This window comes from Streptomyces sp. NPDC100445, assembly GCF_044759735.1.
In the GTDB taxonomy this organism is placed as follows: domain Bacteria; phylum Actinomycetota; class Actinomycetes; order Streptomycetales; family Streptomycetaceae; genus Streptomyces.
In genome coordinates, this window is the sequence record NZ_JBIVZV010000001.1 from 73,830 (window position 1) to 95,005 (window position 21,176).

Sequence of the window (21,176 nt, forward strand, 5' to 3'; positions counted from 1 at the left end):
CCCGGGCGCGGCCGGGGTGGGGGCCCTGCCGACGAGGGCCCAGCGCTCTTTCAGCCGCTGCCAGGAACGTCGGTTGCCATTCCGGGCTGTCCCGTGGCCAGCGTCTCGATCTGCGCGTCTGACAATGTGCCTTGGAAGGCCCACACGCCGGAGACAGCGCCCGGCCAATACTCGCCCCAGGTAGTCGTTCCGGTCTTGGCCCGGCCGAGTTGCATAGGCTGTGCCGCTTTGAAGGCCAGTACGTCGTCTGCCCAGGACAGCTTGTCCGTGCACGAGGAGTCGTCTGCGTCCCCGTCACCGTCGGCGTCCTTGCAGACGACTTCTTCCTGCTCACCATTGACGTACAGCGTCAGGTGTTTGGAGAAGCCGTCGTAGACCAGAGCCAGGTGCGTCCATTCGGTGGGGCTGTAGAACTGGCTGTTGTCGACCTGAGTGAGGGTGGCGCTGCTGCTGTCGGCCGAGGCCATCGCGATGCGCCATCGCCCCGGGTCGGAGCCTGGTGTGTTGCTGGGTTCGTAGCGGACCGTGAAGGCGCTCTGGGTTGCGCCGGGGACACTGAGCAGGGTCACGCCCTTGCTGGGGATCGCTGCCGCCTGGGCCCATGCGGTGACGGTGAAGCTGGCGCTGGTGTCCACGGGCACGGTGGATGTCGTTCCGTAGTCGTTGACGCCGTCGAGGGTGACGCCGCCGTCGACCCAGCCGGCGTCGAGGTGGGCGCCGCCGAAGAGGGTCATACCGTTTTCCGACGCGGAGGCGTCGGGTGTCACGAGCGGCGAGCCGGATGCCGTCTCGAACGTCCAGCGCCCCTTGACCAACGGCCGCTGTCGGAACAGTTGCTGGATCTCCTGCGCGGACGTGGGCCGGTCGAAGAGCCGGATGTCGTCGATCTGGCCGGGGAAGAATGAGCCGGGCTGGCCGTCGTAGGAGCCTGCGCCTATCTGTACCGCGCCGCCCGCGTACCAGTTGGCCTGGAGGTCTGTTTCTCCGGCCTTGGTGCCGTTGACGTACAGGATCAGTTTGTCGGCGACCGTGTCGTGCACCGCGACCAGGTGGGTCCAGGTGTCGCCGTAGGCGGTCTGTCCGTCTGCTTGCATGGCGCGGATGGGGGTGGCGTCGGTGGAGTCGGCGGAGTACTCGTTGGCCGCCCACCGGTCGTAGGTCTTGGAGTAGTACAGCTCCAGACCCGCGCGGTGGGCGCCTGCCTGGGTGGCGACGATCGCCGCGTGGTCGGGTTTGGTCTTGGGCAGTTTCGCCCAGGCGGAGATGGCGAAGCTGCTCTGGTTGTTCAGGACCGGCCGTCCGGTGGTGGCGTAGTCGTCGGTTCCGTCCAGTGTCAGCGCTTTGCCGGCGATGCCGGTCTGCCCGGGCTTGGCGCCGTTCATGAGGGTGGCGTCCGGTACCTCTGCCCTGCCGGTCAACTGGGTGGCATCGGCCGGTTCGTCCATCGCGAACGCTGCCCGGGCTGGGCGGCCCGCGGTGAGGGACGACTTGCCGTACAGCTGGGTCACCTCGGCAGCCGAGAGCGGCTTGTCGAAGATCTGCACCTCGTCGATCGCGCCGGGGAAGAAGTTCGTTCGGCTGCCGTTGAGGCTTGCCGCGCCGAACTGTAGGCCTCGCCGTGCGTCCCAGGGGGAGCTGTAGTTGGCCGTGCCCGCGAGCTGGTTGTTGATGTACAGCTTCAGTTCGTCGCTGCCGGAGCTGTAGGTGCCCACCAGGTGGGTCCATTCGCCGGCTTTCACTGCGCCCCCGGTGGAGGCCATGGCCGTCACACTGCTCGAACCGGGCGTGTCGGAGGTGTGTTGGCTGAACACCCATCGGTCGTAACCCGCGGAGTAGTAGATCTCGAAGCCGGGCGAGTTGTTCCCGGGCTGGGTCACCGCGACGGCCGCATGGTCGGGGACGGCGGCAAGCTTGACCCAGGCCGAGACTGAGAAACTTCCCGAAGTGTCGATGACGGGAATGTCGGTGGCTGCATAGTCGTCCACCCCGTCGAACGACACCGCCGTGCCCTTGGCTCCGGGGACGTTCGGTTTGGCTCCGCCACCCAGCAGTACCGTGCGTTCGGGTGCCGTCCCTTCAGCCGTTGGTGCACCGGCGGAATCGTCCAGTTGCCACATCCCGCGCTCCGGTTGTCCGGTCTTGACGCGGAAGCGATACGTGCGGATCTCACTGGCGTTGCCCGCCGCATCGAACGCCTTGGCGGTCACGAAGTTCAGTCCCGGCTTGGACGGAAGCACCTTCGCGGTTCTCGCAGCACCTGCCGACGTGGTGAGGGTGTTCTTGGACGACGGGTCTTCGTTGACGCCGAAGTAGTACTTCGTCACATCGCTGTTGGCGCCCTTGAGTTCGAAGGACCCGTATTTCCCCACGCCGTCAAACCACGGGTCATCGGGGTTCTCGGGGTCTGACGCCGGGTACTCGCCGGACGAGATGGCCGGCGCCTTGGGCACGGAGGTGTCGTAGACGAAGTAGCAGCCGGTCGAGCCTCCGGTGTACGACCACGGCGAGTACTGCGCGCTGTCGTAGGAGCGGACGTACCAGCTCACCGTCTTGTTGGACGGGATCGACGAGGGCAGCGAGACCGCGAAGTTCGAGGCCGACTTCTTGTAGGTGGTCAGTGGCGGCTTCCAGCGAGCGATCGTGCCCTTGCCGTCTCCGGCGTCCCACTTCGCCTGGAACTGCACCGCCAGGGCATCACCGTCGGGATCGATGACGTCGTTCGCGTAGATCTTGCCCAGGGTGCGTATCCGCGGAGCGTCCGACGGCTTCTTGCATGTACCGCCGTACTCCATCTCCAGCTGCGACATCTTGATCTGCTGCGGCGGCCGGTTGTACTTCACTCGCAGATAGGCGTCGTCGGAGAATCGCTTCCATCCGTACTCGTCGGACTCGTCGCCGGCCCGGAGGCCGAAGGTCATCGTCGGCCACTTCTTGTCGACGGCCTGCTGCACGGCCGATCTGACATCGAACTCGGCGTCCTTTGCCGCGCATCCTTCGAATCCGTAGGCGAACGACTTGGTCCCCAGCTGGTCGATCCAGAAGCCGGACTCGTTCTGGGAGTTCCATGTCGTCGAGGACGAGATGCCTTTCGTCCGCCACAGCTGGACACTGCGCGCGCTGCAGGAGGCCGACCACGTGTCACGTACGACGAACTCGGCCGACAGGACGTCCTTGCCCGCGTACTTCGAGACGGGAATCTGGTAGAAGAGCCGCTTCGTGTCGTAGGGCTTGCAGTAGTACCAGCCGCAGTAGCCCATGCCGGCGTCCGGGTCACCGTTGAACTTCCACTGCGGGGACGACGCCCAGTACTTCGACGCCACGGTCCAGGATGTGGCCTTGGGCGCGTCCCACTTGGGGTCGATGAACACCGGATACACGGTGTCCTTTCCGCGGAGGACCTCGGTGTCCGGCCTCAGCACAAGCGCATCCTGGCTGGGAGGAACCTCCACATCGACGGGAGCCAGCTTGCCCGACTCGGTCGCGCCGGGCTCTACGTCGTCGGTAGAGCTCCTCGCCGCCTTGGAGTGTGCCAAGGGTTGCGCAGTCGCCGCTTTCTGCGTCGAGGCGCCTGTGCTGGAGTCCCACATCAGCGGCTGCGCCGCCTCGAACACCGTACCGCCGGCGCCCTTGTCCACGGCCTGGAGACCACCGGCGCCGGTCTCCTTCACCTCCATGCCGTCGGCATTCAGTCTCAGGCGCAGTTCGGCCAGTTCCTTGCTGGAAGCCGCCTCGGCCGACTTAACGACCAAGAGCTGGGTGAAGCCGTCCTGTTGTGCACCCAACCGCAGGTCGACACCCGTCAAGACGTCCGGGTAGGTGGCCGTGTCCCCTTGAAGCTGAGGAGCGGGCAGCTTCCCCGGCCACGATAAGGTCAGTTCACGCCCGGCCTTGGTCATTCTCACCATCGGGCCATCGCCACCGCCGGAAAATTTCAGGCCGATGGTTGTGGCCTTCGGCGCGACCATCCCGTCGTCCATCTGTGCGAGGTCGGTATCGATGGGCTTCCACACACCATCGACGCGTGCGCGCACGGGGCGCAGGTGCTCGCGCGCCTGAAGCTTGCCGTCCGGGTCGGCGAAGACCTCGCTGCTCTCCCCTCTCAGAGAGGCGATCTCCACGGGCTGGCCTGTCTGCTTGGCGCGGGACACCGCCTCAGCCTCGGTGGCAGCGGAAGCTGTTCCGGTATCTCCCGCATCCAAGGCATGTAACGCCTGACCGGCCGACGTCTTGCTGTCGGCAGCACTGGCCGCGTTTGCTGACGGAAGCAGGCCCAATAACACTGCGGCACACACCGCAGCACCAGTGAAGCTCCATCGTCTCCGCACAGGCATGACACACCCTCCCCACAGGGCCTCCCCAGACCCTGCCCCCGCTGTGACCGATCTCTTACAGATCGTGCACACGACGGTAAACAAGAGATCAAGCACAGGTCTAGGTGGCCACAAGCGGGCATCACGCCACAGAGGAGCCAAAGAACCCAGAACATCTAGTGCCGTGAGTCACATCAATGGCGGTCGAGTGCGGGCATCCATCGCCGTAAATGGTTCCTAGCCGACATTTGAGTAGCTTTCCTCACAGCACACTGAACGGACGGCACGAGGTCCCGACCTCGTACTCCGCAAAGTGGATTTTGCCGGTACCACGGGCCTTCCGTGATCTCGCTGACCGGACGGGCCGCGCGGTCAGGAGCCTCTGCTCCGGCTGAGCTGTGGCCCCGCTGGTCGCCTCGCTCCCTACGCTGACCGGCCGGACGGACGAGCCGGTCGGCAGATGCTGGCAGACATCAGAGTGGACTGCCCAGCGCCTCTGAGGCGACCTGCAAGGGTCATCTCCAGTCGGCGCCCGCCCGGATCGTCGACGCGGACGGCACGCTGGTCCCCACCGGCGACCGGGCCGTGGCCATCCTCAGCAAGGACTACCGCTGCGCCACCAACCACCAGGTGGTCCTCGACACAGACCCCCGCCTCGCCGCCATCGCCATCGGCAAGCCACAGCAAGGCAACCGCAACCACTGCCGGCGGCACCCCATGGTGATCGCCGACAGCGGCTACCGCGGTACCGGCCTGGTCATCCCGCGCCACCGCCGGCACAAGCAGGTGCTGCGATAGCCGCGAAGGTCCTTTCGTCCAAGCCCTTCTCATCACTGGGTGTCTGGGCGCACTTGGGCCACGGCGGTACGCCGGAAGCCTGCCGACGTGACGCCCATATCAGAGTGATCCGTCCGACGCCTGCTGGGGATTGATCAAACGGTTCTTTACGGCCCGGCACTTCGAGCGTCGCGGCAGACCCAGGGGACTTCGGCCGGCCGCCGGAACACGACCTGCACCACATCACGGACGCGATCTTGTACGTGGACCGCACCGGCGCCGGGTGACCGAACTGATGCAGGTCCTCACGCATGGCCGCGGGAGCCGGGTACGTGAAGAACACGAGGTCCGCGTTTTCCTCGACGGACTGGACGTTCGCGACGTGCCCGGATCCGCAGCGAGAAGGGCATCCGCTGGGGCGGCAGGCTTCTCGAAGCCGCAGTCTGACCCGGCCCGGCGAAACCCCTGCGGTCACAGCATTAGCTTCGGCTGCGCATCATCGACATCAGCAGCCTGTGGGTCTCGTCATCGGCGGCGACCACAAGCCCACGGCCTGCCTCACCTATCGGGGCCCCGTCGATGCCGGTGACGACGCAGCCAGCAGCCCGGCACAAAGCGATGCCGGCCGCGAAATGCACGCTCCCGGAGAGGTCGCCGCCATCGGTGACATACGCGGCGCGCTTACCGGCAGCAACCCAGGCCAACGCCAGCGTCGTGGACACGACCCGAGGCCGAAAACGTTCGACGAAATCAGGATGGGCCAGCAGATCCACGGCCCGGAATCCGGGCGCACTCGGGAACCAGGGCGGCTTCAAGTTCCCGGTAGGAGTGGGCTGTCGGTGATGCCCCAGATCCAGATGGCGTGTTCGGGTGCGTCTCGGATCGCTCGGGTGGTCTTGGCGATGTTGTCCGCTCCCAGCAGCCGCAGCCTGCCGATGGCCAGGTTCCGCAGAGCGGCCATCGCCCGCGGCGCGCTGCCGGTGTGGACGGTGGAGGCGTCCTCGGCGAACACCACGTCTCTGACATGGTGGCTGGAATTTTCGATTCCCCAGTGCCCGCGCACATATCCGCCCAGGTCGGCTGGGTGGCCTGGTGGGTATCGAGGCTGGTGACGGCGTAGACCGTCTCCCTGGTCTGCCGCTTGCCGCTCTCCTGGCGGCGCCGGTGGATACGCAAGGCCAGCCGCGCTTGTGGGAAGGCGATCCCGCCCAGGCTCGCCGCGATGGCCATGGTCTTGACCGAGCGGGACTCCCGCCGCCCGTGCCCGGTGCCGGAGACGGTGTGCGCCACGGGCACTTGTTCCCATGGCAGGGCCTTGAGCTGGGCCGACGCGGTCGGCTGGTTTCCCTTGATCACCGCGATGTAGTGGGCCTTCTTCTCCTGCACCAGCCAGCGCACCTGGTCCTTGACGCTGTGCAGGGCGTCGAAGGTGACCACCGTGCCGGCCAGATCGAGTGGTTGAAGCAGGGGGCGGAAGGCGGCCGTTTCGTTGGTCTTGGCCCCCACCTCCCGCTGGGCCAGGGTGACAGCGAGGCCGTGGGTGACGGCGGACAGCAGGTGCCGGTGGCGCTGCTGCCGGTGCGCGGAGCCGGACAGCGCCTTGCCGTCCACCGCGATCGCCGGCCGTGGCGCCGAGCCGGTGGCGCCGACGCCGGTGTGGTCGCCTTCGGCCAGGTAGGCACCGATCACGGCGTCCAGGGCATCGCCGTCGAGGGCGGCCAGGAACCGGGTGAGGGTGGCATGGGACGGGGCGCGTCGACGTCCGGGCAGGTGCCGGCGGATGCCGAGTTGTTCCAGCACCGTGGTGGTGGCGCGCTGTCCCCACTCGGTGATCTCGGTGATGGTCCGGGCTCCGGAGACGACTGCGCAGGCGCAGATCAGCAGCAAACTGACCAGGGGATACCACCGCCCGCGACGCGAACGCGGGTCGGGTACCCGCTGGAGGTGGGCGCGCAGACGGCCGGTGTCGTGCTGGTGGAGGGCACCCAGTTTCGCCAGGACGGCAGGGACCGGGGAGGATGGAGCGGCAGGCACGGGACCTCGATGTGATCAGCTGGCGTAGACACCCTGATGATCACCGGTCTCGTGCCTGTGCTGCTGCCACGTCAACTCCCCCTGGGCGCGGACGATCTACGCGATCCCGGAACTTGCAACCGCCCTGCTCGGGAACGGCGGATCCAGGTTGACGTCCACCAATCGGGTAGCGGGCGAGGGCGTCAGTGGTGCGTCGTCGACCCCGTCGTACCGCCCCCAGGCGGTTCGCCCGTCGGTGAAGAAAACCTCGCCGCTGAACGGGTCGGCCACGGCCGCCGCCCCGTCGCGCAGTGCCATGTTGACGGCCACCAACATGTTGCCGACGGCGTAGTTCAGCGTGCCGCACAAGGGATCCACCAACCACTGGCGCACAGCGTTGGCGGCGCCCTGCTGCCCGCCTTCCTCGCCGAGCACCGCGTCATCGGGCCGTGCGGCACGGATGACGCCGAGGATCATCATCTCAGCCTCCACATCGGCGGCGGTGGCAAAGTCCCCGGCACCCTTGTCGATGCGTTTGAGCCGCCGGCCGTACATATTGCGCACCACGTCCGCGCCAGCCCGCGCTCCGGTTATCGCGACCGCAGCATCGTCGAAGCCCGCGTATGCGTTGATCACGCCGTGCAGACTATCGAGGCGAAGCTACCGCCCCGGCGTACCTTCCCGGTCAGAGCACTACAGGGCGCTATCGGCGGTGCGGGCCGCGTAACGGTCCCGCGCCTCCACCAACAGATCGCGGCTGTCCCTCATGCGTTCCGAGGCGGCGAGGAGATTCAGGAGCACCTGCCTGTACTGCTCGATTTCGCCGGCCCGGCTGAGATACATGGCGCTGTCGATGAGTTCGATGTAGACCAGCTCCGACGGTCCGCCGTCGCCGAACGTCAGGTGCGTGATGGGGTAACTGGGGGCGACACTGGCGCTGCGTTCGAACGGGATGATCCGGATGTTGATCCCGTCTCGCTGTGAGAGTTCGATCAGGTGGTCGAGCTGCTCGCGCATCACGCCGGGGCCGCCCACCGGACGCAGCAGGATCGCCTCTTCCAGCATCGCGACGATGCTGGGCCGGCGGGGGGACCACAGGATCCGCTGCCGGTCCAAGCGCAACTTCACACGCCGCTCGATCTCCTCAGCGCTGGCGCCCGGCAGGCCGTTGGAGACAAGGGCGCGCATATAGCTGCGGGTCTGCAGCAGTCCGGGAACCACGTGATTCTCGTAGGAGGCGATGCGGGTGGCCCCGGCTTCCAGACCGATCAGACGCCTGAGCCAATTGGGAGTGACGTCACCGTACTTCTGCCACCAAGCGTTGTTCTTGGCCTGCTGCAACAGCCCTTCGATCTCATGGGCCTGATCGCTCGAGAACTGGTAGAAGGCAACCAGGTCCCTGATGTCCCGCTCCCGCGGAGGGCTCTCGCCCCGCTCCAGACGGCTGACCTTGGACACCGACCCGCGGATCACGGGAGCGACGTCACGCAACGACAGGCTGCGCTCCTTGCGGGCCTGCCGCAAGGTCTCACCGAGCAGACGGGCCGCGATCTCCGGCCGCGCACTGTGCCCGGTGATCGGCACAACGGCAGGCTCAGCGCTGTCCTCACGCACCGCAGAACCGTCGGACATGCACGCCCCCCTGCGAAAAAGCCTTGAACCCGGGGCCAGTTTCGCAGACTCCGACTGGGCATGTCCGACGGTTGCCGTCAGAGCGCTCAGCCAGTCAGACTGTCGAACTCGCCGGCCTTGACTCCCACGAGGAACGCGTCGACCTCCTCGGCCGTGTAGACCAGCGCCGGCCCCTGCGGGTCACGGGAGTGACGCATCGCCGCTCCCCCACCCGGCAGAGCCGCCACTTCGACACAGTTGCCGCCTTGAGCACTGCTGCGGCTGCTTTTGAACCACATCACGTCCTGGATCTCACCGGCCGGAACTCCGTTGCGGTACTGCATTGCTGTCACCATCCCGTTTCGGTCGACGTCATCTCCCACCGAGCGAGGAGCACGAGGCTCTGCGCACACGGGCCGCTGCATTGCCGGACCATGGGAAGTGCAATCCCATATGCAATTGCATGGGGTGGGGTGCGAGGATCGTAGCCGCTCCGACGGGCTGCGCGGTGTCCCCCGAAAGTGGTCTTCAGGCGTGCGCTTGTCACCCATATGGGCAGGTGGCCACGCTCAAGGGCAGGCTCGCCTGACGCCTTGGCCCGTGCAGACGGGAGAGACCGTCATCGGAGCAGTCGGCAGCGTGGTGCGCGTTCCTGCCGGCCCACCGACGCGGTAAATCCGTTCGAACCGCGAGCTGTGGTTGTCCTGTGCGGGGCCAACGCCCTCGTGCAAAGGTGCTGCCGTGCTCGTGCGCGGCCGACCGCAGGAGAAGGGCACGTTCGGAGGCGAACCGAGGGGTGTTTCGCACGGCCTCGACACTCGCGACAAGTACTGCCATCGGTGCTTGACCTGCGCAGAGGCGAGCGGCAGGCGCTGGCCGCACAGAGGCCGGGTTCAGGCGTGTTCGAGGGTGAGCACCGTGTCGGCTCCCCTGGCCACGCGGCGCATCGTTTCTCCGGGCTGGAGTGCCTTGACGGCGAGTTGGTAACCGTCGGATCCGTCGTCACAGGAGGTGAGTCCACCGAGTCGGGTGCGGAAGACAACGGGTTCACCCTGGGCTGCGACGGTGTATCCGCGTCTGCGATACCAGCGCATGACGGGGAAGGCACCGATCCGGACCTTGGCGAGAGCCAGGCGGGTTCCGTCAGCGCGTGCGGCGTGCTCGGTTTCCTCCAGCAGAGCTGTACCGATGCCGTGGTGGCGGTAAGGCTCTGCGACGGCGAGAAGCTCGATCTCGGTGAGTGAGTGGATCAGGCCGTTGCGCTGAGCCGGCGGATGTGCGCGCAGCCAGCGTATGGGCGGAGTGGCATACAGCATCCCGCGATAATTTCCCCGACCCTGGCGATGCGGCACTGTCCTTGACCATAGGGCAGTGGGACACACCCGCCGTGCTCGTCGATGGCCGCGGCCAGGACCGCGGGCACCGCTGCACTGTCGAGGTGACTGCCGAGAGCAAGAGCCCCGAGGGCTGCTGCCGCATGTCCGTCTCCTTGCACAGCAAGGGCGATCGAGGCGGAGCCCCCACAGGCCTGTCCGGTCATGACCGCACCCTACGACAGGCGTGCCGAGGCCCCCGTCCCAGCGAAGACAGACAGGCCCATGCTGCGCACTGGGCTGAGAGCGCACCGTGCACGCGCCTGCGTGCCCGGCCTTCGCACAACACTCGGTTGGGTCGGCCGGGTGGCCGGGAGCGGTTCAGGCCGGTGGCTGAGCGCCGGTCATCTGGAGGCTGGAGGCTGCCAGGTACGGACCTCGAGGTGGAGGATGCGGGCATCGGGCTGGATGCGACCGGTTTCGGTGAGCCACTGCTGGACGGCGGCGGTGACGTCACCGCCCGCGGTGTCGACCCGGCGGGCGAAATTGGCTGCGTCCAACCCGCCGGTCCGGGCGGAGCCGTAGGAGCGTTCTTCGGTGTGGTCGGCGCGTTGGATCACATCCCGGCGGATCCCTGGTGAATCGGTGCGGCTGCCGGAGGGATGCAGGTAGCCGGTCCTGGCCAGGCGGACGGTGAACGCCAGGCGCAGACCGCGGCGGGCGGCTTCGGCGATCAGGGGCCGCAGGCGGGCGGAGCCGGAAGCGATGGCCTGAGCACCGACGCGCCCGGTGCCGGTGCCGGTAGGGGTGATCAGGACGGCTTTGCCGCGCACACGGGCTCGGGCGCCGGAGGCGGTGGTGCGGCGCGTGATGTGACGGGTGGCGATGGCTCGGAGTCCGGGCAGGTCGGTGATGCCGCCGGCCTCGACCGCGGTGAGGACCTCGCGCAGGGCGGGGACGAAGGCCGCTCCCTTGTTCTTGGTGTAGAACTGCGACACCAAAGAGGGGTCCCGGTCGATGATGCGGGCGATGTCGCGTTTGGTGTACCCGGCCGCCTGGAGCCGGTCGGCCAGGCGGGCCGCCTCGTTCACAGCTGTGCGGCCGGTGGCCCGGCGTCGGCGGCGCGGCATCAGGACTCCCGGTTCGTGGTGAGGGCGGTACGCCCGGCGTCCCGCAGAGCGAGGAGCTCCTCTTCACTGGTGGGGGCTGGCAGGGGGCCGGTGAGGTGGCCGCGCAGAAGGTAGTCACCGGGCTGGTGATGGTAGGGCCAGTCCTGCGCATCGGTGAGGTAGAGGGCGTCGGTGCGAAAGGCGACCACGCTGCCGGGCGGGGTGTGCAGGGCACCGGCGTAGGCGTTGTCGTCGCGGTGGCGCTGGGTGAGCAGGGCGGCCCGGGCACCGGACCAGATCGCGGCGGCCCATTCGGGATGGGCGTTGGGATCACGGCTGAACCCGGTGGGCTTCTGCCAGGTGATGCGTTCGTCGTCGAAGGCGATGATTTCGGCGTCCGCGGGCACGTCCCGTTCGGCGGTGCGGGCAGTGGTGCCGGTGACCATGCGGGGGCGCTGAGCGAAGGAGCCGATGCCGTACAGCAGGATGGAGCGCACAGCGCGCGAGGCCAGGTGAGCTGCGCGGGCCTGCTGGGCATCACCCTGGAAGTGGGCCTGGGCGGAGAGGTTCGCCCAGGTCTCCTTGAGTTTCCTGGCCCAGTCGTCGAGGGGCTTGCCGTCGTCCCACAGGATGCCGTCCAGGATGTCGATCTTCCACGGCTGGATGGGGTTGGTCAGGGCCGTGTGGATCTCGGGGCCGCCTGCCCAGGTGGTGAAGGTGGTTCCGGGCTGGGCGGGGTAGTGCCACGTGCGGTCGCCGGGAGCGGGCGCCGGCAGCAAGCCGACGTGGTTCCAGGTGTCCGGGACGGTCACGCGGATCTGCCAGTGCCCGCACCCGTACAGGGCCCGCAGCTGCTCCTTCTCACTCCACGCGGCGAAGGTGGTAGCGGTGATGCGGCGTGGGGTTCCGACGGGGGATTTCCAGGTGTGCTTGGCGTAGGCGAAGGTGCGGTCGTACTCGACGAGCCGGGGCAGCTGCTCGGAGACGCGGGGCGGGGTGATCAGTTCATTGCGGCCCTGACCTGCGGTGGCGTGCAGCAGACCGCGGAGCTCCTCGGACAGGACGGGGAAGCCGTCGGCGTACTGACCGCGCTGGGGGATGGTGCGTGTCCACAGGTCGCGGCCGGTCTGGGAGGGGGAGCCCATGATGACCGCATCCGACCAGTGACGGCGCAGCGCCTGCCACAGCAGGACGAAGGCGTCGCGGATGACGGCGGGGTCGTCGCCGTCGGTGTCGAACCACTCCCCCACCGAGCGGATCTCGACATGGTGGTCGCCGCTCTCGCGCTGGTAGCGGCCGACGGGGTTGCGGGCGTGGACGAAGTGCCCGGCCATCCGGTCTTTGCCGCGGCCGGTGTCGGTACGCCAGCCTGGGGCCGGTGCGTTGAGCCAGGCGGCGACGGCGTCACGGAGGTAGGGGTAACGGTCGGCTTCGCGGTGCCAGGGATCACCGGCGGTGACGTAGATCCGCTCCACACCCTCAGGGACGGCGTGGAAGACGGCGGTGAGGAGGTCCGCGGCCGTGGCGGCGCCGAGGTCGAGGTGGTGGGTCTGCTGGCGGTGGACCAGGACGCCGGTGGTGGTGTCGAGGAAGACGGTGGAACGGGCCTGCTGGGTGAAGTTCGGCCGGGTGGACGCCAGGCCCTGGGTGTGGGCGAACCAGGCGTCACTCGCTGCCCCGTGGGGGATCGACGGGAGGGCACGCGGCGCGTCGGGGGCTGCGGGCTTCGCGGAGGCAGAGTCCTCGGCGGGAGCGGCCGGTGGGGATGCGGCGACGGGCTGTGCTGGTGTGGCGGCGGCCGTCGCGGGCGCCACCGCTCCCGTCTGGGCGGCGAGGTGGGGCGGAGTCTCGGTGCCGTCGGTGATGGCTGGGGCGTCCGGCTCGGAGTGGGACGGGGTGGCCTCGGTTGTGGTGAGGCGGTCGGGGGCCAGCGCGGGAGCCAGGCTGACGACGTGAGCCAGGCTCAGTCCGGCCGCCGGGGCGATCCGTTCCGCCTTCGCCTTCTCGTACCCGGCCAGCTGCGTGATCTGCCTGTCCCGCTCGGCCTCCAGCCTCGTCAGCGCGGCCCGGGTTTTTTTGATCTCGTCCCGTACGGTGCGCAGTTCGGAGAGGGCTGCGGTGTAGCGCTGTGCGTCCATCAGGCTTCCTTGTCCGGACGGCGGGCGGCGGGTGCGGGGACGTAGGCGATCGCCCCGCCCGAGTGCGAGACAAGCCGGCTGCCCAGCAGCAGATCAGCGAGTATCCGGTCGGCCTGCGAGGAGGCAGTCACGTGATGGACGGGCGTGGCCAGATCGGTGACGTGGCCCGCCAGCCGCGCGTGAGGGAAGGCATAGCGGCCCCTAGCGTTCTTCTCCCAGCCTTCCAAGCCGGTCAGCACGGCCACCACGTAACCCGACAGGGTCACGGGCAGGACCCCGGCGGCCGCCACGCTCGGCGCATCGCAGCGCCACCAGCCGCGCAGCGCCTTGAGGACGTCCTCGGGGGCGAGGGAGGCTGCGAAGCCGATCCAATTCCGGTCTGGTTCCTGTACCTGCTTGGCCGCGCCGACCCGCAAAACGGCGATCTCTCGAGCATCCAGCCGATCCAGCGGGGCGTGTCGGCGCTGGCCGAGTGCCTGGACCACGTTGAGCGGAACCATGACGCGCACGCCACGACGGGACAGGCCCGGCAGGAGTCCGGCGTGCACGAGACGGCGGAAGGTGGTGATGGCGCAGCCGAGTTCCTGGGCTGCCTGCCCGGTCGTCAGCAGCATCCCACCCGCCCCCTCCATGTAAACTCTGATATCTGATTCGGCATGAAGGTTAGCGGAGTCCTGAGAGACCGTCCAAGACCGGCTGACCGGATACCGCACATGACCCCCCAGACCTCCTCCCTGCCGTCGGCTCCCTGCGGAGACGGACCAGGCAGCCGGTCGGGTCATCACCGCGTATATGGGAGCAAACGATCACCCCGGGGGGGTAGCGAATCGGGATGAGGAGGCCGATCTCCGTCAGGCTGTTTTCACGGCGGACTCACCGGGGCATTCTGCCTGAGGGGGTCGATCCGGTTGGTCGGCGCTGTTCAGTCGGCCGGACGGCCCGCTCCCCCGCAGCTGGTACGCGGTCTTTACGCTGAACGTCGTTGCGCACACCATCTGTTACCAGGGGATGCGACTGGCACGCGCCAGCCGACGACCGTGGCGATCCTGAACAGGGGGCACGGATGGGCGTCTTGTGGAAGCTGGAGCCGGCGACCGCGGCCAAGCACCGGTTGTACCAGCGGTACCTGGACGCCTGGTGGCCGATCCTGCTGCAGACCTCCCAGAGCACCAGCTACTCCCGGCCCCGGGTCACACTCCTGGACGCGTTCGCCGGCCCGGGCCGCTACGAGGACGGCGAGCCGGGCTCGCCGGTGTTCATCCTGGACCGCCTGCTCGGCCATCACGCGGTCGACCGCATGCACCTCAGCCCCCGGCGAGTGCATTTGATATTCATCGAGAAGGACCGCGCGCGCCACGAGCACCTCATGGCGGAACTCGTCTCCCGCTTCGGGCCGCTCAAGGAACTGCCGGTACGGGTGGAGGTCCGGCGCGGCGAAGCGGGCCGCGACAGCCTCGCAGTCCTCGACGAGCTCGGAGCATGGGGCCACCCGATCCTGGGGATCTTCGACAGCTGGGGCAGCGTCAACGTGCCGCTGCACGTGATGTCCCGCATCGCCGGCAACCGCTCAAGCGAAGTCATCACCACCTTCGGACCCAACTGGTTCAGCCGCCGGGAGGAGCTCAACGCCGACATCCTCGACACGGTCTTCGGCGGCCGCGGCTTTTGGACCGCAGCCGCCGACGAACTGGGTCCCGACGAGAAGTGGCGCGTGTGGCTGCGCACCTACCGGGATGCGCTGCGGCGGGCCGGCTTCGGCTACCAGCTGCAATTCGAACTCGTCCCCCGCACCGGGCAGCCCCTCTACCTCGTCTTCGGCACCGGCAGCACCGCGGGCCTGAAGGCGATGAAGGACGCCATGTGGAAGGTCGACGACCTCGACGGCGAGAGCTTCCGCGACCCCCGCACCCGAGGCGCCAAAGCGGACGGCCAGCTCGACCTGTTCCAAGCCGCAGGTCTGATCGACGACGAGCTGGCCGAACTGGTCGCCCAGCACCTGAGCGCCGGGGCCACCACCGTGGAGGCGATCGGCGAGTGGCTGCTGACGGAGACCGCCCGCTGGATGCCGAAGCACGCCTTACAGGCGGCCCGGCAGATGCGGCAGGACGGCGTGATCGCCGTCCAGTCCCCGGGCAAGCTCACCACGAAGAGCCGGATCAGCCTGCAGGCACAGGTTCGGGCGTAGGCATCTGGTCCCAGGTCCGGCCCTGAAGGTGCCGACCGGATGCCTTCGGGGTCCGACCGCCCCACTGCTTGAAGAAGAAGGCCACACCGGCCTGTAGGCAGGCGTCCCGGATCCCCGTGACCCACTCCTGCTCCATCGGGCGGAAGCGGGGGCCGGACTCGCCTCCGGCGATCACCCAGTGAATGCCTGTCAGGTCCAGCCCGTCCAAAGGCCCGAGCAGCGGCTCGCACGACAGGAACCGCACCGCGGCCGGAACCCGCCGCAGGTCGTCGACGCGCGGCAGTTCCTTCGCGCTCTCCACGGACACACCCATCCACAGGTTGGCCGGCCACTTGAGCCGGTCGGCGACCTGCCGCAGCCGGCGCGCCCGCTTCGTCAGCACCTGATACGTGTGCTGCGGGGTCTGCGCGATGACGTCGAAGACCTGCTCGACGTAGTCCAGCGGGACGCGGGCGTGGAAGAGATCCGACATCGAGTTCACGAACACCGTGCGCGGCGCCTTCCAGCCCAGCGGCACCCGCAGCGCGTCCGGGTGCACGGTCAGACCGAAGCCGGGGCCGGAAGTGCGAGGGTCACCGTCGTTCTGGTACTTCGCCGACCCCATGGCCTTGAGCCGCTTCGCCAGCGTCAGCGCGTAGCAGTTGTCGCATCCGTCCGAGACCCGGTCGCAGCCGGTCGTGGGATTCCACGTCGCCTCGGTCCACTCGATCGAACTGCGGTCACTCACCCGTCGACTCCCCATTCCCTGCAGTCGCGGCCGCCCGCAGGCCTGGCCGTCCAGCCCATGGCGTGTCCAACGAGCCATCCGGCCGCCAGACATCGGCATCCAACCACCCGTCACCGCAGGCCATCACAGCTTCCCCTAAATAGAACGCGCGTACCCCTGTCTGTGGTGTTGCGCGCGATACGAACCAGCCATTCACCTCGGGCGCCGCACCCTTCTTCGACCATGCCCGGAGAACGATGAGACCGGGCCTACGACGCCGCGACCGTCGAAACATTGAACGACTCGAAGAGGGACCTCGCGCCGTGCAGGCGGGCGGGCCGCAGCAGCATCCACCCACCTCCAGGCGCGCCGGTTTACGGTCTTCAGTACCGCCGGTTTTCGTGCGGCGGCTATCCGGCGCCGGTTCCTGCCGCCGCCTGGCGTGTCCAGCCGGGACAGCAGCTCCCTGTACGGAAGCACACCGCCACTGTACTCCGTTATCGTCATAGTGACGACAATGAGGTACAGTGGCCGTTGCGGGCTGCACGAACCGGTAGGGGGCCCGGGTAGCGGAAGGAACTTGTATGGCCGCCGATGATGAGCTCTCCAGTAGTTACGGCATGCCCGCGCATCCAGCTGCGGCGTTTGAGACCTTCAGCGAATACGAGATGGCCCGGGCGTTGCGGACCATCACCGGTCACCTCTTCCACTACACCAACACCACGGCGGCCATCACCGGCATCCTGGCCACGGGCACCCTGCGCCTCTCGCCCTACGAGTCGACCAATGACCTGTGGGAATCGCAGCCGCACTACCCGGTGCTCAGCGCGCATCACGACGACAGGGGCCTCGACGCCGGTTTCTCCCTCTTGGAGGAGATCGACCGGCAGCTGCGTCTGCACACCAAGGTCGGATGCCTGACACAGGATCTGGCCCTGCCGGCCCACGTGTTCAATCCTGACGCGCTGCGGGGATGGGCTCACCTGTCACTGTGGGCGCACTACGGTGACAGACATAAGGGCGTATGCCTCCGGTTCGACCGGGCCAAGCTCGTCGAGTCCTTCCTCAAGCACGCTGCTCCTGCGGCCTTCGCCTTCCACGGCCCAGTCCGCTACCTCAGCAGCCAGGATAGTCCACCGACACGGGGCATCGACGTCGGGCAGGTCGCGGAATTCGGAGCGGACGCGGTCGCACTGGCCTATGCGGAGGCCAACAAAGACGTGCTGTTCTTCCGCAAACACTTCGACTGGGACAGCGAAGCCGAGTACCGGCTCATCATGGTGAACCAGTCCACCGACTTCGACTACGTCGACATCCGGGACGCGCTCACCGGCGTAGTCCTAGGCAGCGCTTTCCCCCAAGGGCGCGTGCAGGAGCTGCTGGAGGCCCTGAGGCCCTACCCCGACGTCACGGTGGAGAACCTGCAGTTCCTCAACCGCAGGCTGCACAGCTTTCCCTTCCAGGGCTCGGTCCCCCAGGCTCGTCCGCTCTCCTCCCGAATCTGGCCTGCCGCACGGCGGGAGGGCCCGCTGGCCGAGCGTCTGCTCGCGCTGCGCCAAGCCGAGACAGAGGCTGAAAGGCGCCGCCAGGCTGCCGCCCTCCTCGTCCAGGAGGCCTTGGCGCAGCTGACAGAAGGCGGTGCGAGGCTTGCCTCGCAGTTGAGTCAATGGCCGGAAACCGAGGTGGGCAGCTACTCCCGCACCACGGCGGTGCCCGAAGGCCTGCGCGCCCGAATGCCCGGAGTCCCCGGAGAGGTCATCCACTACGAACGCGGCTTCCTGTGCGTGGTGGAAAACCTTCCCAGCCAGTCATACACACTGACCGCATCGGCGGCCATCCAGGTCCTGAACGGCGAACGCCTGCGACTTCATGCCGCCGTGGACACCGAACACTGGCTGACCGACGGGAACAGGCGCGAAGAATTCTGGCGAAGTGAGCGGGAAACTGACGCAGCCGACGCGGACGCATCGGTGGCCGCGCTTTTGAGGGAGCTGAACAGCGCTGTACAGCACGCCCGCAAGGTATTCGACCAGATCCGCGGCGTCGGCACTGCACAGACAGAGGAACCATCATGACGCCCGTTTCAGGCCGAGGCTGCCAGGCTCTGCAGAGGTCCTGATCCGGCAGCTGGGACTGGCGCGGACAGGCGGCTACCGCCGTGACGCTGCATCGACGGTTGGTCCGACGCCTGGCACGTGGTGATTCAACACCGCCGACCACACAGCGCTGACGAACCGGCCGGCGCAGCTGGACGGGATGCTTCGGGTCTCGTCTCGAGAACGCCGGGTCGGAAGGAGCACCGCTCCCGTCCTGCGGCTCCAAGACCTGCCGCCAGCCCAGCCGCCCGTTGTGGGTCCAGACCCTTGTCGAGATCAACCTCTTGACCATCGCCGAGCGGGCAGCCGCACGTGGGTCAGGAGAGCAGATCGCTGCGCAGCGCATCGAACTCGTCGTGGGGCAGATCGCTGCGCAACGCTGCTGGCTGGTAACGGAGTTGAAAAGTGTGAGCGTGGCTGTCGTCCATCCAGTACACCGTCATGGCGGACAGCATGCTCTGCTTCACCCATCTGGTGCGGGCGGGCGTGCCTGCGTCCTGATCGATGATCCATGCCTCGACTTGTTTCGGCAGCCCGAACGTCAGCGTGTAGGCATCCGGTTTTGCCTGCGGGCTGACTCGCCAAACGGGGTGCGGTGCGAGGGGATCTTGAAGTCGACGCAGGCGCACGGCGTGGGTTGGGTGGCCGCGAGCGTAGTCGACGAAAGCGTTGAGGTTGTCGGAGGCGAGACCGAGGACGAACGGGGCGGCGGGGAAGGCCAGGACGAGTCCGAGGGTCGACCGGCTGTGCAGGCTGCTCGCGAGAGCTGTCAAGGGGGCTGTCACTGACGGCTGGGTGGCTGCTGGCCCGTCCGACATGTCCAGCAGCAGCCGGCGCAGGAAGTTGCGCATTTGGTAGACCTTCGGGCGCTCTGCCGCAGGCATCGCATTCATAGCGGCGTGGACGGCCTGGGCCGTGTCAGCCACGATGGTGCGCAGGTTCGCGAAGTCCGGCATGGACAGGTCGACCAGGGATATCTGGTGGGCGAGCGCGAACTCCTGTGCCTCCTTGCTGAACCCGGAGGTCGAGAAGATCGCGTAGCTGTAGCGGTAGCGTGTCGCGGGCCGGCGCGGGCCGTCGGCGACTGCCACGGTGGTCATTACGTTCTCGTTGACGTCGTGCACGACGCCGTGGCCGTTGCGGACCGTGGACAGCCGCACCCTCGTCTGTGTGAACTTGGCCTCGACGAACAGGCGGACCGGCAGCGAGAAGGGCGGCACGTACCGGAACTGGCCCAGTGTGTCGGCCTGATGCCAGGCTCCGCGGCCTCGCACTACTAGGCCGTGGTTGCGCTCCTCCAGCACCTTCCAGGGTTTCTTGTCCTGATCGTCCCGTGCGGTGAGAATCTCATATCCACTCGACCTCAGCATCCAGGCCAGAACTTCCTCGAGAAGGTACCCACGCAAAGCAGCCTCTGTGATCACCCCCGGACCCTATCCGCCCGGTGCGGCACCGGCCCGCCGTACGCCAACTGGATCGTGCGCGCCCTGAGTTCGATTTCTGCTCATAGCGGCGGGCCGCCCTACACCACGCGGCGTCGGTGGTCACGGCCCCATGATGGTTGCCGCCGAGCCGTCTATCGGCATGCCGGGCACAAGTTGTCGTCGTTGTCCTCGTATGGCACGTCGGCCGGAACAAGGTGAGCGGTCCGGCACGAGGTGCACAGATCTCCCCCGCAACTGCGACAGCCTACGTAGCGCCCACCCGCGTACTCGTAGCGCCGCTTCTCGATGTACGGGTCGTTGCACCTCTCTTGCCGTTCCGGCTCGGTGTTGGAGCGGTGTGAGGCACCGGAGCGGGGGTGTGGGATGCGGCGCTCTGGTGTCGCATCAGGCTTGGGCAAGCTGAGGACCGGCACGGGGGTGGCTGCCTCGGCGCACTCGGCAGCGGTGAGGTGTTGCGGATAGCCATCCACTTGCTGGCTGGCCAGGTTTCCGCACAGCACGCAGGAGGCGTGCGGTGGCAAGGGTTCGGTGGAGGTGTCGGGCGCCAGTTGGTTGAGGGCGAGGTGGGGATCGGCGGCGGCTTGGGTCTGGTCGGCGGCACAGGTGTGGGCGTGTGTGAGGAAGTAGGCGTAGGCGTCGCGTGCGGGTCCTTGTGGCTCGGCGTGCCCCTCTTCCCATGCGTGGAGTGTGGCGGGGCTGATACCGATCGCGTGGGCTACTTCATCAGCGGTGAGGGCGAGGCTGGTACGCAAACGGCTGCGTTCGGCGGGCTCTGGCAGAGGACGGCGCGTGGCAAGGAGGTCATCGATCGCGGGGTATCTGCTCATCGTCTTCTCTTTCTCGATATGGCGGAAGGCGGGGGTTGAAAGGAGGTTGCGAGCGCTGGTGGCGTGCGGTGCCGTCTCCGTCTCAGGTCCGTCAATCGAAACTCTCGCTGGTGCCGCTCGCCAGGACGTTGCTGGTCCCCCCCCCCAGCCGGGGGCCGATGTTTGGGGTGCGGGAGGTACTCGCCGAGGGCTCGTATGAGGCGCGGTAGGCGGGCGCGGCAGCCAGGGATGGAGTCGATGGCAATATACCCGTAGGAGACCCGCCTCGCCGGCTTCTATAGGTCCCTCGCATTTCCGCCCATGGCGCACAGCACTGGAAGGGTGAACCTGTCATGGGCGGTGAGCGGGCGCGTGCGCCATATGTGCGGGGCCAGGGCCGCGGTAGCGGCATTGGCCCCAACAGGGCAGGCATGCAAACGGCACTACGACCCTGTTGTGACCTGGCACGGATGGCGTGCCGGACACGTCTCGAACCTAGAGCGGGATCGCAGGGGGAAGTGATTCTTTCGGTCTTTTGTTCCTATGCGTGGCCCGGACGCAACGCGTGTAGCACGCGGCGTCCGTCGTCTGTCTGCACCCGACGGGCCCTGACTGGAAGCCCAGCTCGCCACTGGTCACCGACAGGATGTTTTCCCCTCATCTTGGC

At 67.6% G+C, this 21,176-nt stretch carries 14 protein-coding genes and 3 pseudogenes; 4 read left to right on the plus strand and 13 right to left on the minus strand.

Annotation, left to right across the window (positions count from 1 at the left end; genetic code table 11):
* Positions 1-50: 50 nt before the first annotated feature.
* Positions 51-4,148, minus strand: coding sequence for a LamG-like jellyroll fold domain-containing protein (locus tag ACIQVT_RS00260; RefSeq protein ID WP_403745492.1), 4,098 nt, complete (start codon positions 4,146-4,148; stop codon positions 51-53).
* Positions 4,149-4,895: 747 nt separating this feature from the next.
* On the opposite strand from ACIQVT_RS00260, the gene ACIQVT_RS00265 reads away from it, so the two are divergent.
* Positions 4,896-5,108, plus strand: coding sequence for a hypothetical protein (locus tag ACIQVT_RS00265; protein WP_403745495.1), 213 nt, complete (start codon positions 4,896-4,898; stop codon positions 5,106-5,108).
* A gap of 130 nt (positions 5,109-5,238) precedes the next feature.
* A pseudogene (locus tag ACIQVT_RS00270) lies at positions 5,239-5,365 on the plus strand (IS5/IS1182 family transposase); the annotation flags it as partial.
* Between the two features lie 201 nt (positions 5,366-5,566).
* Here ACIQVT_RS00270 and ACIQVT_RS00275 read toward each other — a convergent pair.
* The 9 genes and pseudogenes from ACIQVT_RS00275 to ACIQVT_RS00315 form a co-directional block, all read right to left on the minus strand.
* Positions 5,567-5,905: pseudogene (locus ACIQVT_RS00275) on the minus strand (inositol monophosphatase family protein); the annotation flags it as partial.
* Positions 5,838-7,121, minus strand: a complete 1,284-nt coding sequence (locus ACIQVT_RS00280) for an ISAs1 family transposase (protein ID WP_403745497.1) — start codon at positions 7,119-7,121, stop codon at positions 5,838-5,840. The pseudogene ACIQVT_RS00275 and the gene ACIQVT_RS00280, both read right to left, overlap by 68 nt.
* Positions 7,122-7,247: 126 nt before the next feature.
* Positions 7,248-7,736, minus strand: a pseudogene (locus tag ACIQVT_RS00285) (inositol monophosphatase family protein); the annotation flags it as partial.
* Positions 7,737-7,793: 57 nt separating this feature from the next.
* Entirely contained in the window at positions 7,794-8,732 is a 939-nt protein-coding gene (locus ACIQVT_RS00290; RefSeq protein WP_403745499.1) for a helix-turn-helix domain-containing protein, read from the minus strand.
* 86 nt (positions 8,733-8,818) lie between these two features.
* Positions 8,819-9,055, minus strand: coding sequence for a DUF397 domain-containing protein (locus ACIQVT_RS00295; RefSeq protein ID WP_121785193.1), 237 nt, complete (start codon positions 9,053-9,055; stop codon positions 8,819-8,821).
* Between the two features lie 549 nt (positions 9,056-9,604).
* Entirely contained in the window at positions 9,605-10,027 is a 423-nt protein-coding gene (locus ACIQVT_RS00300) for a GNAT family N-acetyltransferase (RefSeq protein WP_403745501.1), read from the minus strand.
* A 401-nt stretch (positions 10,028-10,428) separates the two neighbouring features.
* Positions 10,429-11,154, minus strand: a complete 726-nt coding sequence (locus ACIQVT_RS00305; RefSeq protein WP_403745503.1) for a helix-turn-helix domain containing protein — start codon at positions 11,152-11,154, stop codon at positions 10,429-10,431.
* Positions 11,154-13,271: a hypothetical protein gene (locus ACIQVT_RS00310; RefSeq protein WP_403745504.1), complete on the minus strand. Its 2,118-nt coding sequence runs from the start codon at positions 13,269-13,271 to the stop codon at positions 11,154-11,156. The genes ACIQVT_RS00305 and ACIQVT_RS00310 overlap by 1 nt, the downstream gene beginning before the upstream one ends.
* Positions 13,271-13,885, minus strand: a complete 615-nt coding sequence (locus ACIQVT_RS00315; RefSeq protein WP_403745505.1) for a helix-turn-helix domain-containing protein — start codon at positions 13,883-13,885, stop codon at positions 13,271-13,273. The genes ACIQVT_RS00310 and ACIQVT_RS00315 overlap by 1 nt, the downstream gene beginning before the upstream one ends.
* 449 nt (positions 13,886-14,334) lie before the next feature.
* Here ACIQVT_RS00315 and ACIQVT_RS00320 point away from each other — a divergent pair, with 449 nt between their 5' ends.
* Complete coding sequence (locus ACIQVT_RS00320) at positions 14,335-15,456, plus strand: three-Cys-motif partner protein TcmP (protein WP_403745506.1); 1,122 nt, start codon at positions 14,335-14,337, stop codon at positions 15,454-15,456.
* Here ACIQVT_RS00320 and ACIQVT_RS00325 read toward each other — a convergent pair.
* Complete coding sequence (locus ACIQVT_RS00325) at positions 15,428-16,183, minus strand: DUF5131 family protein (protein ID WP_403745507.1); 756 nt, start codon at positions 16,181-16,183, stop codon at positions 15,428-15,430. The two genes, ACIQVT_RS00320 and ACIQVT_RS00325, sit on opposite strands and share 29 nt — an antisense overlap.
* Before the next feature lie 563 nt (positions 16,184-16,746).
* Between ACIQVT_RS00325 and ACIQVT_RS00330 the strand changes: the two genes are divergently transcribed.
* Positions 16,747-18,237, plus strand: a complete 1,491-nt coding sequence (locus ACIQVT_RS00330) for a DUF2971 domain-containing protein (RefSeq protein ID WP_403745508.1) — start codon at positions 16,747-16,749, stop codon at positions 18,235-18,237.
* A gap of 338 nt (positions 18,238-18,575) precedes the next feature.
* Here the strand turns inward: ACIQVT_RS00330 and ACIQVT_RS00335 are convergent, their stop codons facing one another.
* Positions 18,576-19,682 carry a hypothetical protein gene (locus ACIQVT_RS00335; RefSeq protein ID WP_403745510.1) on the minus strand — a complete coding sequence of 369 codons (1,107 nt, stop codon included), beginning with the start codon at positions 19,680-19,682 and terminating at the stop codon, positions 18,576-18,578.
* Positions 19,683-19,834: 152 nt separating this feature from the next.
* Positions 19,835-20,530 (minus strand): helix-turn-helix domain-containing protein, encoded by a 696-nt coding sequence (locus tag ACIQVT_RS00340; RefSeq protein ID WP_403745512.1) that lies wholly within the window; start codon positions 20,528-20,530, stop codon positions 19,835-19,837.
* Between the last annotated feature and the right edge of the window lie 646 nt (positions 20,531-21,176).